This is a genomic window from Paenibacillus sp. FSL R7-0216, assembly GCF_037969915.1.
In the GTDB taxonomy this organism is placed as follows: Bacteria; Bacillota; Bacilli; order Paenibacillales; family Paenibacillaceae; genus Fontibacillus; species Fontibacillus rhizolycopersici.
On record NZ_CP150222.1, the window covers coordinates 4,685,035 to 4,697,557 of the forward strand.

At 55.0% G+C, this 12,523-nt stretch carries 9 protein-coding genes; 4 read left to right on the forward strand and 5 right to left on the reverse strand.

Annotated elements, in window-relative coordinates; genetic code table 11:
* Window positions 1–2 precede the first annotated feature (2 nt).
* The 3 genes from MKZ15_RS21575 to cls form a co-directional block, all read right to left on the reverse strand.
* Window positions 3–563, reverse strand: coding sequence for an ECF-type riboflavin transporter substrate-binding protein (locus tag MKZ15_RS21575; protein ID WP_155607637.1), 561 nt, complete (start codon window positions 561–563; stop codon window positions 3–5).
* A gap of 396 nt (window positions 564–959) precedes the next feature.
* On the reverse strand, window positions 960–1,988 hold the full coding sequence (gene fni / locus MKZ15_RS21580) for a type 2 isopentenyl-diphosphate Delta-isomerase (RefSeq protein WP_339818044.1): 1,029 nt from the start codon (window positions 1,986–1,988) through the stop codon (window positions 960–962).
* A 74-nt stretch (window positions 1,989–2,062) separates the two neighbouring features.
* Window positions 2,063–3,571: a cardiolipin synthase gene (gene cls, locus MKZ15_RS21585; RefSeq protein WP_193417097.1), complete on the reverse strand. Its 1,509-nt coding sequence runs from the start codon at window positions 3,569–3,571 to the stop codon at window positions 2,063–2,065.
* A 191-nt stretch (window positions 3,572–3,762) separates the two neighbouring features.
* Between cls and MKZ15_RS21590 the strand changes: the two genes are divergently transcribed.
* Window positions 3,763–4,671, forward strand: coding sequence for a TetR/AcrR family transcriptional regulator (locus MKZ15_RS21590; protein ID WP_155607634.1), 909 nt, complete (start codon window positions 3,763–3,765; stop codon window positions 4,669–4,671).
* A 42-nt stretch (window positions 4,672–4,713) separates the two neighbouring features.
* The gene (locus MKZ15_RS21595; protein WP_193417096.1) at window positions 4,714–7,929 is read left to right on the forward strand and encodes an efflux RND transporter permease subunit; all 3,216 of its coding nucleotides are present in this window, start codon (window positions 4,714–4,716) and stop codon (window positions 7,927–7,929) included.
* Between the two features lie 273 nt (window positions 7,930–8,202).
* On the opposite strand, the gene MKZ15_RS21600 is transcribed toward MKZ15_RS21595, so the two are convergent.
* Window positions 8,203–8,898: a molecular chaperone TorD family protein gene (locus MKZ15_RS21600; protein WP_339818047.1), complete on the reverse strand. Its 696-nt coding sequence runs from the start codon at window positions 8,896–8,898 to the stop codon at window positions 8,203–8,205.
* A 506-nt stretch (window positions 8,899–9,404) separates the two neighbouring features.
* Between MKZ15_RS21600 and moaA the strand changes: the two genes are divergently transcribed.
* Complete coding sequence (gene moaA, locus MKZ15_RS21605; protein ID WP_339818049.1) at window positions 9,405–10,412, forward strand: GTP 3',8-cyclase MoaA; 1,008 nt, start codon at window positions 9,405–9,407, stop codon at window positions 10,410–10,412.
* Here moaA and MKZ15_RS21610 read toward each other — a convergent pair.
* Window positions 10,409–11,080 (reverse strand): molybdenum cofactor guanylyltransferase, encoded by a 672-nt coding sequence (locus MKZ15_RS21610; protein ID WP_339818050.1) that lies wholly within the window; start codon window positions 11,078–11,080, stop codon window positions 10,409–10,411. The genes moaA and MKZ15_RS21610 overlap by 4 nt on opposite strands.
* Before the next feature lie 132 nt (window positions 11,081–11,212).
* Here MKZ15_RS21610 and MKZ15_RS21615 point away from each other — a divergent pair, with 132 nt between their 5' ends.
* Window positions 11,213–12,430, forward strand: coding sequence for an MFS transporter (locus MKZ15_RS21615; RefSeq protein WP_213622224.1), 1,218 nt, complete (start codon window positions 11,213–11,215; stop codon window positions 12,428–12,430).
* The last annotated feature ends 93 nt before the right edge of the window (window positions 12,431–12,523 follow it).

Below are 12,523 nucleotides of genomic sequence, written 5' to 3' on the forward strand. Positions count from 1 at the left end.
TCCTATCTGTCCACGCTTAAGTTCGAGTTGTTACGGTTACGCTTCACGTAAGCCAGCACCGCCGGCAGTCCCAGAATGAGGAACACGGCAAGATTCGCCAGACCCGCAGAGATGACCTGTACCGCAATTTTGTCATTAGGCTCGCCCATCACGAGGATGTCGAAGTACCCGGAAAACGCCAGCGAAACGAAGATCCCCACGATCCCGTACACGACAAACCAGGCAACGTGATTTTTCTTCATCTGCCCTTCCTGAGCGTTGAAATCCTTCGCTAAATAAATCAGTCCCATAAACGCTGCGGTGATCCCCGAGCCCAATGCCCAGCCCCACCAGACAGTGCCGCTTGTAATTAAATCGTTAATGACATGCCCGATAAATCCGGCGATAAAGCCAACGATCGGCCCAAACAGCGCGCCGAAAATCGCCAGCAAGGCAATAGCCGGGCGCAGCTGCGTATCCGGTGCAATCGGGATGCCAATCCAGCTCGTCGCTCCGTACAGTGCAGCCCCAATCCCGATGGTCACCACTGTCCTCGTGTTCCATTTCCACAATGAAGGTTTCATTTCCACATCCCCCTCTGCATCAATACCCAACCTCAGTATGGGCTCTGCCGTCGAATAAGTATGAACCGGCTGCTGTCCTAGCGAACCGTTATTTACCTTCAATATAAGGGCTAATCTATTGAATTGCAACGAAATTCTTACTGGTTTAGTTGGATTTAAACAGAGGCCCTATTCTCTTGTCCAGCCCTTTTGACCATTATCCCTATTAATCAGGTCATGGAAAAGCCCACACCCATCGGCTTTCACCCGATTTCATCCCATCCCGTCCAACCCCGTCCCACCCTGTCCAACCCCATCCGCTTCCTGAATAAAGGGGATAATCGTGCAAAGAGCCGGCCAAGCTCCCCCGAGCGGACCCACACCCTGCTCTATCTGGCCACGGCCGGTCTCCCTGCGCTACTCGCGGCGCACGAGCCGCGGCGTCCCCCGCAGCGCCGGAATGCTGCCGGCGCCAATGCCGAACATGGCGGTGCGGAGCTCCAGCTCAACGCGCTCCAGAAGCGCGTCCAGTCGCTCCTCCGAATGCACCGCCGGTTCGAGCAGCGCCCGGCCGAACCCGGCCAGGTCCGCGCCAAGCGCCAGCGCTTTGGCAGCGTCCACGCCGGTATTCAGGCCCCCGCTGCCAATTAGGGCGGCATCCGGCAGCGCCGCCCGCACTTCGCGGATGCATTCGGCGGTGGGGATGCCCCAATCCGCGAATGCTTCCGCTGCCGCGCGGCGCACAGGGTCGCTGCCGCGGAACTTCTCGACCTGGCTCCACGAGGTTCCGCCGGCGCCTGCTACATCGATGAAGGCAACGCCTGCCTCGCGCAGCCGTTTCGCCGTAGCGCCGTCGATGCCCCAGCCGACTTCCTTTACGCCAACCGGGATCGGCAGCTCGCGACATACCTCTTCGATCCGCTCCAGCAACCCGCCGAAGTTCGTATCCCCTTCCGGCTGGAACACCTCCTGTAAGCTGTTCAGATGCAGCACGAGCATGTCCGCTCCGGCGATCTCCACCGCACGCTTGCAATTCTCCGACCCATAGCCGTAATTGAGCTGCACTGCGCCTAGGTTGGCGATGATCGGGATGGTCGGCGCAAACCGCCGAATGGCGAACGTAGGCGCAAGCTCGTCCCGTTCCACGGCGGCCCGGACCGAGCCGACGCCCATGGACCAGCCCCGCCGTTCCGCCGCTTCGGCGAGGCGTGTGTTGATCTCGCCGGCCAGTCGGCTCCCGCCGGTCATCGAGCTGATCAGCAGCGGCGTACGCAACGAAGCGCCAAGAAACATTGTTTTCAGATTGATTTCCGTGAAATTCAGCTCAGGCAGCGCGTTATGGCGAAAGCGAAATTTCTCGAACCCGTTGCGAATCCCCTCTGCGTTCACTTGCTCCTCTAGACAGAGGCGGATATGCTCCGTTTTACGTTCCGATGTTGGTTCCATGCCGAAGACCCTCCTTCTTTACCTCACCCTAAAAATACGCCGATCAACTATTGCCAACCCTCGCCCGCCCCGTGTTACAGCAGCGGAGACAACAGACGGGCCGCGGATTCCGCAAGGCGCACCAGAATTCTCTTATTCATGAAATCATGCTTGTCGATCAGTTTTGCAGACAGCAGGTCACGCTCGAAATTGTTCACGACCTTGGCGACGCTGTCGCTTTGCACCAAGAGCGCATTGACCTCGAAATTCAAATGAAAGCTGCGCATATCCATATTGGCCGTGCCGACCGTAGCCACTTCCCCGTCCACGATCAGCAGTTTGGAATGCAGAAAACCCTTTTCGTATTCGAAAATTTTCACTCCAACCTCCAGCAACGAAGGGAAATAGGAATGAGACGCCAGAAACGGCAGCCATTTATCCGGTTTAGCCGGGAACAGGATGCGCACATCGATCCCCGATAAGCCGGCCACACGCAGCGCGGTCAAGATATCTTCATCCGGGATAAAATACGGCGTCGCCAGCCACACCGACTTTTTCGCCGACGAGATCATCGCGAAGAAGATGTTCTTGAGCGTCCGGCTTTCGTTGTCCGGGCCGCTTGGCACGATTTGTACCGCGCCGCTGCACCCCTGCTCAAGCTCCGGGGACAGGTAGGCTAGATCCATAATTTTCTCCCCGGTGACGTACTGCCAGTCCTGCAGGAAAATGATCTGCAGCGACCGAACCGCCTCCCCTTTGACCAGCATGTGCGTGTCGCGCCAGAAGCCATAGGTTTTGCTGCGGCTCAAATATTCGTCGCCAACGTTAAGTCCGCCGATAAATCCAGTATTACCGTCGATAACGACGATCTTGCGGTGGTTACGGTAATTGACCCGGCTCGACAGGGCCAGAAAACGCATTTGTCCGTAAATGCCCACCTTAACTCCGGCCTCCCGCAGCTCCGCGATAAATGATTTAGGCAAACCGATGCTGCCGACGGCGTCAAACATAAAACGCACCTCGACACCGGCTCGTGCCTTCTCCATCAACGTCTTCTGGATTTCCCGCCCGATGTCGTCGGCACGATATATGTAATATTCCATGTGGATATGATGCTCGGCTTTTTTGAGCTCGCGCAGCAGATTGGTGAACGTCTCTTCCCCGTTTGTCAGCACCTGCGTGCGGGTCGCCATCGAATAAGGCGTGCGAGCCAAACGCTGAGATAGATGCAATAAACGCTGCTGGCCGGGGCTGAACTGCGATAAGTCGCGGGGCAACGGGTGACCGCTGCGGTCGATCCGCTCGTAGCTGAGGCGGTCCTGTTCCGCTTTTTTATCGAATTTGCGCCGTTTGAAATAGTTTTGTCCCAGCAAAAAATAGAGCAAGAGCCCAACAACCGGCAGCAGAGCAAGCACGATAATCCAAGCCACAGTGCTGGACGGATTGCGGTTCTCCATAAATATGGCGAGACCAATCGTGATGACGGTCAAGGTTTGAAAAATACTAACGAGCGTACCGCCGAATTTACCGAAGACGCCAAATCCGAAATAATAGAAAGCAAATAAAATCGCGGCGATGAAAATGATTTGAAGTCCCCGTCTCATCGTTGTACTCCTTCTTTTTCTAATGATGCTTGATTATATTCTACATGAACGTTCGAATTCTTCCTACTGGTGAAAGGGAAAAATCTACTCGTGCGCCGATTTGTATCCGCTTGGGCTTTGTACTATAATCAAAATTGACCAATAAGTCAAAACGAGAACCCACGAGTCAGAGAAAGGGGGTTCGGCACTTTTTGTCTCAACCATCCATCGACAAGAAGAAGCTGATATTACGAGCTGCCATGCAGCTGTTTGCGGCCAAGGGCTCGTCCGCCACATCGATGCAGGAGATCGCCGAAGCCTGCGGGATGTCCAAGGGTAGCCTGTACCTTCACTTCAAATCGAAGGAGGAACTGGAGCAGAGCTTGTTCGACTACTGCTACCAGCTGCTGCTCGACCATCTGACACAAGTAGAGATGCAGCAAGGGTTGACGCCAAGAGAGAAACTCCGGCGCCAACTGGTCGTGATGCTCGAACTGGTGCTTGAGTTGCGTGAATTCCTGATCATGCAATTCCAGGACTGGCATAAGAACGGCACACCGTACAAGGAGCCGGCGGCAGTCCAAGCCCACAACGCCAAGCTGTTACGGCACGGCAAGAACAAGCTGGAAGCGGTCTACGGGCCGAAGATCGAGCCGTACACGGGCGATCTGTTAACGATCGCTTATGGCATGGTCGGCATTTATGTCCGTTTGCTGTTCGAGCCCCATGTTTCCGCTTCACCGGAACGGATGGCCGAGCACCTCATGGAGTTGCTCGACCTCTCGGCGCAGCATCAGTTGAACAATCGCCCGGTCCCGCTAATCTCCGAAGAGACGCTGCGGCTCATGTCCGAAGGCGCTCCGGGCAGTTTGGATTTGCAGCAGCATCCTTTGGTTACGATCAAGGCAATCCGCGATGCGATTGGCGACGCCATCGCCGACCCGGACAGGCAGCAGGAAGCGCTGGAAGCCCTGCAGATTCTCGAGCATGAAGTCTTGGAGCTTCGCCCGCGCCGCGCCATCATCAAAGGAATGCTGGCCAATTTGGCTGCGATCCCAGAGCTAGCCCCTCGTTCGGCAGAACTGGAGCAGCTGCATCAGGTTTATATCCAGTACTCGTAAATCATTGTTCACCCATAGAAAGAGAGGAGCAGAAACCCGCTTATGAAGAGTATCATTCAATTTTCCTTGCGCAATAAGTTCGCGATCTGGCTGCTCACGGTGATCGTTACCGCCGTGGGTTTGTACAGCGGTCTGACCATGAAGCAGGAAACCATTCCGAACATCGACGTGCCTTACCTTAGTGTAACAGCCGTATATCCTGGGGCCGCACCGGAGGGCGTGGTTGAGGAGATCACCAAGCCGCTGGAGACGCGGCTGCATAATGTCGACGGCGTAAAGACAGTCACCTCCACTTCGATGGAGAACGCCGCCTCGCTGATCATTGAATTCGAATATGGCATGAACCTAGACAATGCCACCGCAGCCGTTCGCGAAGCGCTGAACGATGTGCAGCTTCCCGAAGGCGCGCAGAAGCCGCAAATTACCCGGTTCAGTTTGAGTTCCATGCCGGTCGTTTCCCTCAGTTTATCGGATAAAGAATCCGGCAGTCTCGAGGATTTGACCCGGATTACGGAGAACGACATCAAACCTGCACTTGAGGATCTGGACGGCGTCGCTTCAGTACAAATCGCCGGCCAATTCGTTCGTGAAGTCAGCCTGAAGTTCGACCAGGCCAAGCTGAAAGAGCTGGGCCTGACGGAAGATACCGTGAAGGGGATCGTACAGGGCTCCGCGCTCCGCGTTCCGCTTGGATTGTTCAGCCTGGAGCAATCCCAGAAAGCCGTTGTCGTTGACGGCAACATCACGACCGTAGAAGACTTGGAAAACTTGGCCATTCCGGTCATCCCAAGTTCAGCAGGTACAGCTGGGGCCGCTGGAGGAGCTGCAGCTGGGGCAGGTATGCCTGCAGGCAGCACAGGTGCTGCAGCGGGTGCTGCTGGCGCTTCTACTGGCGCTGCTGCCGGTGCTGACGCTAGCGGAACCATGGGCGCTGTTCCGGCCGGCATCCCGACCGTCAAACTTGGCGATATCGCCGACATCGAAACGATCGGCAAAGCCGAATCGATCTCCCGGACCAATGGGGAGGAATCGATTGGCATTCAGATCGTCAAGTCCAACGATGCCAATACCGTTGACGTTGTCAACCAGGTCAAGGATGCAGCTAAAGATCTAGGCAAACAATACGAGCATATCAACTTTACGGTCCTGCTCGACCAAGGTCAGCCGATCACCGACTCGGTGAACACGATGTTGTCCAAAGCGCTGTTTGGCGCCTTATTTGCGGTGTTGATCATCCTGATCTTCCTTCGTAACATCCGTTCCACCATTATTTCTATTATCTCGATTCCATTGTCCCTGCTTATTGCCATTCTGGCCCTGAAGCAGATGGATATTACGCTGAACATGATGACGTTAGGCGCTATGACCGTTGCCATCGGCCGCGTCGTCGACGACTCGATCGTCGTGATCGAGAACATTTACCGCCGTTTGTCCTTGACCGGCGAGAAGCTGAAGGGCAGCAAGCTGGTCATTGAAGCAACGCGGGAGATGTTCGTCCCGATTATGTCTTCGACAATCGTCACGATTGCCGTGTTCCTGCCGCTCGCTTTTGTCAGCGGGATGGTCGGGGAATTGTTCAAGCCGTTTGCCTATACGATGGTCTTCTCGCTGCTGGCCTCGTTGCTGGTTGCTATCACCCTCGTGCCTGCGCTGGCGCATACGCTGTTCCGCAAGGGTCTCGGTAAGTCACACCACCATGACGAGAAGCCAAGAGGCATTGCCCGCGGTTATCGACGTATTCTGGAATGGTCGCTGTCGCATAAGCTGATTACCTTCGGGCTTGCGGTCGTCTTACTGGTTGGCAGCTTGTTCCTGTATCCGCTGGTTGGCGTCAGCTTCCTGCCTGAGCAAGAGGATAAATATGTAATGGCGACCTACTCCCCAGAACCGGGAACCCAACTGGAAGATGTGGAGAAGGATATGCTGATTGTTGAGAAATACATTTTGGATCAACCTGGCGTCGACAAGATGCAGTATTCCGTTGGCGGCGACAATCCACTGGGAATGGGCTCCTCCAATTCGGCCTTGTTCTACATCGCCTATGATCCGGATACCGATCATTTCAGTGATGTGAAGGAACAGTTGATCGAAGGTCTGCGAACCGAGCTTCCGAAAGGTGAATGGAGCGATATGTCCGAACTCATGACCGGTGGTTTGGGCGGCGGTTCGCTTAGTGTCAACGTATTTGGAGATGAGCTGGAGCAAATCAAGCCGGTATCGGACCAAATCCTTGCTTTGATCAAAGAAGATACGAAGAACTTCGAAAAAGGCGATACCAGCCTCTCGAAAACCTATGAGCAGTACACCTTGGTTGCGGACCAAGAGAAGCTGAGCTCCCTGGGCTTGACGCCGGGCCAATTGGCCATGAAGCTGAGCCCGGTTCGCGAGCGTCCGGTCCTGACAGAGGTTGCGATCGACGGCAAGAAATACAACGTGTATATCGAAACGGACAGCCAAACTTATAACAGCATCACCGATATTGAGAACGAAACCTTGGCTTCGCCGCTGGGCATTCAAGTCCCAATCAAGGACGTTGCAAAGGTTGAAAAGGGCACTTCCCCGGATTCCATCATGCGGATCGACGGGAAGATGGTCGTTGAAGTCAGTGCAAAAATCACGTCCACCGACGTGCAAAAAGCCTCGTCCAGCCTGCAGGAGAAAATCGATAAGCTGGATCTGCCGGACGGCGTAACCGTGAAATTCGGCGGCGTAACCGAACAGATTAACGATACGTTTGGCCAACTGGGCATCGCCATGCTGGCAGCCATCGCCATCGTTTACTTTGTCCTCGTCGTCACGTTCGGCGGCGGTCTGGCTCCGTTTACGATTCTGTTCTCCCTGCCGTTCATTGTCATCGGAGCCATGGTAGGTCTCCTGATCGGCGGAGAGACGCTAAACGTCTCGGCCTTGATGGGCGTGCTCATGTTGATCGGTATCGTCGTCACCAACGCGATCGTGCTGATCGACCGCGTTATCCATAAGGAGCGCGAAGGTTTATCGACCCGCGAAGCATTGCTGGAAGCGGGAACGACGCGGCTTCGTCCGATTCTGATGACCGCCTTGGCAACGATCGGCGCACTGCTGCCGCTGGTCTTCGGCTGGGAGCACAGCGCAGGGATCATCTCGCGCGGGCTCGGCATCACCGTCATCGGCGGCCTGATCAGCTCGACGCTGCTCACGCTGGTCATCGTGCCGATCGTGTACGAATTCTTGATGAAATTCCGCCGTCGCGATTTGTCGGCCAAAGAAGCGGAGTAATAACAGCAAAAAGACGGCGCAGGGTAGTATATCCTGCGCCGTCTTTTCAAACCGCCCCGATTGTAACGACGCAACTCTATTCTGGTCAAAACAGCGGAATTCGGCCGCTAAATTGGATAATAAGCTCTGTCCCAAGCGTTAGAATCGCAACACGGGGAGATTGGCTCAAATAAGCCCCGTGGTCCGCGTTAGAGATCATACCGGCTATCAAAAAAGGACCTCAACCCCGCATTGCTGCGGAAGTTGAGGTCCTTTTGCGTTGCCTTATTCCATCTATCCCATGGCCGGCGACTGGCTTTCCCGCCAAGCGCGAAGCTGCTGAAGATCGTTAACCAGGAATTCATCCATCATTTCGGCCAGTCCGGTAAAGAGCAGGCTATTCGTGGCTTTCAGCACTTCTTTGGCAAACGGCTGTGCCCACTTCAGCAAATGCATTTCCAGGAAGTGGATTTGTGCGTCCGCCAGCGCCAGGCAGCTTTGCTGCAGATTGGCTTTGGCCAGCATTCCTTCGGCCAGCACCGCCATAAATTCCAGCTCCAGCGCGATATGATCGTCGCGTTCCCCGTTCAATTTATTGAATACAACCGCGTTCTCCATGTACACCTTGCGGACTTCGGCGCTGCAAGCCAAAGCACTTGACCCTTCTAGGCGACTGCGAAACAAGCTCTCGCATGATGGGATCACCGCCTCACGGCCCGTAAACAAGCGCTCGAATTCCCTCGCTTCTTGATGGCAAACGCTGCGAAAATCCTCTTCGGGGATGCTCTCCAGATAGGCCTTGAGCCTCTGTCCGCCCTGGCTAACTGCCGCCTTCGGGTTCTGTTCCACCTTGCGACGCCACTGAGCAATCAAAGACATCCGCGGCGGACGACTCAGAAAGTCCATCAACAACTGATAAACCATCCCCCGAGTTTCAAGCCACTGAACCTGCTCCTGTGTGTAGACCAAAGGTTTGAACAGCATAGCCATCTGAATTCATCTCCCTGTATAGGTTGTTCAAAAGTCAGCTTCCGATCACGAGGTTATTACGAAGAAGTAGAATCGACGTCGAATCTTGAATTCAGCCGGTCCTTCCGTTGCTCACGTAACCTCCAGCTACGCTCCGCTACTCACTCCCTAGCTTCATCCAACCTTCTCGGTGCTCATAACCTGACTTTTCGAACCTTAATTAAAGTGGTTGTTCAAAAGTCAGCTTCCGATCCTATAGACCAAAAAAAAGATGACTTCCTTAAAAGTTGTCGGAAATCATCTCGAATGCATATACCGACACATGATTAAGGGGGATCACGTATCGCTTACATGAATTATACCTTACAATGTAAGCGCTTTTATGTGATCTTTTTTACACTTTACTCTACTTCCATTGTATCATCGTCCGCCACAGAATATACTTGAACAGTGTGTGTCAACGCATTGACTACCTGGTTGAATATATATAAAATTTGAAGCACTTAGGAAAGAAAGGAGGCGTACACATGGAGCAACTGCTTGACCCTTTTGGGCGAAAGCACGATTACCTGCGCATTTCGGTCACCGACCGTTGTAATTTGCGCTGCGTCTACTGCATGCCTGCCGAGGGAATGGTTTTTCAACCGCATGAAGAAATCATGAGCTACGAAGAAATTGCCGAGACGGTATCGGCTCTTGCTCCGATGGGCCTCCGTAAGATTCGGCTAACCGGCGGAGAACCGCTGGTGCGTAAGGATTTGGAACAACTTGTCGCTATGCTCTCGGCCATTCCGGGCATTGAAGATATTGCATTGACTACGAACGGGATGTTCCTGGCCAAAAAAGCGGAGTTGCTGAAGCAAGCGGGATTGAAGCGGGTGAACATCAGCTTGGATTCGCTGCGACAGGACCGTTTTGCCATGATTACTCGCGGCGGTGAGGTGGAGAAGGTGCTGGAAGGAATCCAGGCCGCCGTCGAGGTTGGCTTCGAGCCAATCAAGCTGAACGTGGTCCTAATGAAAGGAGTCAATGAGGACGAGATCCGCGATTTTCTCGCGCTAACCATTGACCGACCGCTGCATGTGCGCTTTATCGAATACATGCCGATCGGCAGTGCCAGCGAGACCTGGCGCCAAACCTACTTGCCCCTGACGGCCGTGGAAGACGTGTGCCAGGAATCGGGATGGGAGGTGGAGGCGGTCGAAGGCCCTCGCGGCAACGGGCCGGCGGAAAGCCGCCGGATCGCTGGTGCGGCCGGTACGTTCGGGTTAATTCATCCGGTCAGCGAGCATTTCTGCGACAACTGTAACCGGCTGCGCTTGACTGCCGACGGACATATCAAAGCCTGCTTGTATTGGTCGGATGAGCTCCACGTTCGCCCATTTGCGACGGCTGGCGACCGCGATGGCATCCGCTCCTTGTTCCTGAAGGCGCTGGGCGCTAAGCCGAAAAACCATGAAATGGCGTTGGCGCTGGAGCATAAACAGCAGAGCCACACCCCGACGACCCGCCGGATGTCACAGATCGGCGGTTAGTCCGGCAGCAGGCCCGTTTCCAGCCGGATACGGGCCTGCTCGTAATCTTCTGGCTTGTTCATATTAAACGCGCACCACTCCAGGGGGCGGCCCGTCGCTGACGCGAGGGCCTCCCCTTCGATGTATTCGGTGTGCAGCGTTTCCGTCCAAGCCGTCATTTTGAGGCGGCCTGCGCGAAGCCGTGCTTCCAGACCCGGAAGCACGCTACGCCGGTAGGCCGCCAGCAGCGGATGCGCCCGCCCCTCCGTGCGGGCGAGGATTGCCTCCGTCGCAGCAAGGCTTGCCGAGGCGGCCTCCGATGAACCTGCCCGGCCACTAGCCAGGGCCTCCGCCGCCTCCGCGCGTTCCAGCAAGGCGCGGAACAAGCCGCGGTTCGCAAACGGCGTATCACAAGCCACCGCGAGGTTCCAGAGTGAGGCTGAGCTCTCCAGCCCCGCATGCAGCCCGGCCAGTGGCCCGGCCCCCGGATAATCGTCGGTCACGACTTCTTTGCCGAACCGACCATAGGCCGCCTCGTTGCCTGCCGCAATCACGATTCGCGAAGCTACCGGCTCCAGCTCTCGGATCAGACGTTCCAGCACCGTCAACCCGCCAAGTTCAATAAGCGCCTTATCGCTGCCCATGCGGCTTGATCGTCCTCCGGCTAAAATGATCGCAGTCGTGTTCATCCATTTTCCCCCGATGCATAAATTATGGTAAATCCAAAAAAACTTGGTTTGTATCCCCTTTCACCTGTGTGTTACATTGGGAGCATAGTCACAAGCTTCCTGTTGTGACCACTTGGACCCGGACAGAAAGGAATGGCGCGTTTGCAGGACAAAAGACGACATTCGTCCTTTTCGTTGTTGCCGCTAGGGCTGCTTAACTTTTTCATTTACGGAACCATGGTCATTTTTGCTGCCTTTTTTCAATTATATTTGCAGGACATCGGCATGGACAAGCTCGAAATCGGAAGCCTCATGGCAATCGGACCGTTAATCTCGCTGCTGGCTCACCCGTTCTGGAGGTATCTGGGCGATCAGAGGCAGAATCCTCGCGCTGTTCTGTTGACCATGATGCTGGGCTTGCTCATCATGGGCCACCTGATGTTTAAGGTCAACACTTTTACGATGCTGTATTTAACGATGATTCTATTATATTTCTTCCTAAGCCCGCTGCTCTCTCAAAGCAATACCCTGATCCTCGGATATACCGCGGGGACCGAAAACCAATTCGGAATCTATCGCATTTGGGGCTCGCTCGGGTGGACCTTTATCGCGCTGGCCGCCGGACCGATCATCGACTCTATTGGCCATCACGGGATCTCCCTGCTGTTTAGTGTCACCTTGATGCTGGCGATCGGCGCTACGCTGCTGCTTCCCTCCATTCGGCAAACGTCTCAGACACCTTGGCTTAGTGGCCAAGAAATTCGGCGGGCGCTGCAGAACAAGTACCTGCTCGCTTTTGTCGTGTTCAGCATGCTGGTGGCGATTCCGAACGCGATGAACAGTATTTTCATGCCGCTATTCATGACGGATCTCGGCGGGTCGAAGCTTGCGGTCGGCGGCGCCGTGTTCTTGTCGACGGTTTTTGAATTGTTGGCGTTTATCCTGCTGGATCGTTTCTTGAAGCGCAAATTGTCTTATTTGCTCGCTTGTATCACCATCGTCAGCTTGCTGTTCGCCGTCCGCTGGGATCTGATGTCCGAGGCGACGCATCCGATCCAAATCCTGTTGATTCAACTGCTGCACTCCGTGACGTTTGGCGGATTCTTCTACGTCGGCACCAAGTTGATCACCCTTTTGCTGCCACGCCCGCTGCGATCGGCAGGACAAGCGGTGTATGCATTTGCCGCCAGCGGCCTTGCCGGCGTGATTGCGGGGTTCTGGGGCGGCTGGCTGTTTCAGAATTTCGGTTCGGTCGTCATGTACCGCTCTGGCGTCGCATTAACGCTGATCGGAGCGCTTGGATTCGCCGCGATCTGGTACCAAGTCCGACATCACGGATATTCGCCGAAGATCGGACGCGATGAGCATTAAGGAGGGACGGCTTCTCCGCTCCGTAAAACGAAAGAAAACAATGCCTGATACCGTAACGCCCTCGTTCGCTTACGAGGTAACGCCGGTTGAGGG

What these genes read in the sequence shown, in the direction of transcription:
- MKZ15_RS21575 (WP_155607637.1), bottom strand. Translation starts at nt 563, where the DNA reads ATGAAACCTTCATTGTGGAAATGGAACACGAGGACAGTGGTGACCATC.
- fni (WP_339818044.1), bottom strand. Translation starts at nt 1,988, where the DNA reads ATGGAACCAACATCGGAACGTAAAACGGAGCATATCCGCCTCTGTCTA.
- cls (WP_193417097.1), bottom strand. Translation starts at nt 3,571, where the DNA reads ATGAGACGGGGACTTCAAATCATTTTCATCGCCGCGATTTTATTTGCT.
- MKZ15_RS21595 (WP_193417096.1), top strand. Translation starts at nt 4,714, where the DNA reads ATGAAGAGTATCATTCAATTTTCCTTGCGCAATAAGTTCGCGATCTGG.
- MKZ15_RS21600 (WP_339818047.1), bottom strand. Translation starts at nt 8,898, where the DNA reads ATGGCTATGCTGTTCAAACCTTTGGTCTACACACAGGAGCAGGTTCAG.
- moaA (WP_339818049.1), top strand. Translation starts at nt 9,405, where the DNA reads ATGGAGCAACTGCTTGACCCTTTTGGGCGAAAGCACGATTACCTGCGC.
- MKZ15_RS21610 (WP_339818050.1), bottom strand. Translation starts at nt 11,080, where the DNA reads ATGAACACGACTGCGATCATTTTAGCCGGAGGACGATCAAGCCGCATG.
- MKZ15_RS21615 (WP_213622224.1), top strand. Translation starts at nt 11,213, where the DNA reads ATGGCGCGTTTGCAGGACAAAAGACGACATTCGTCCTTTTCGTTGTTG.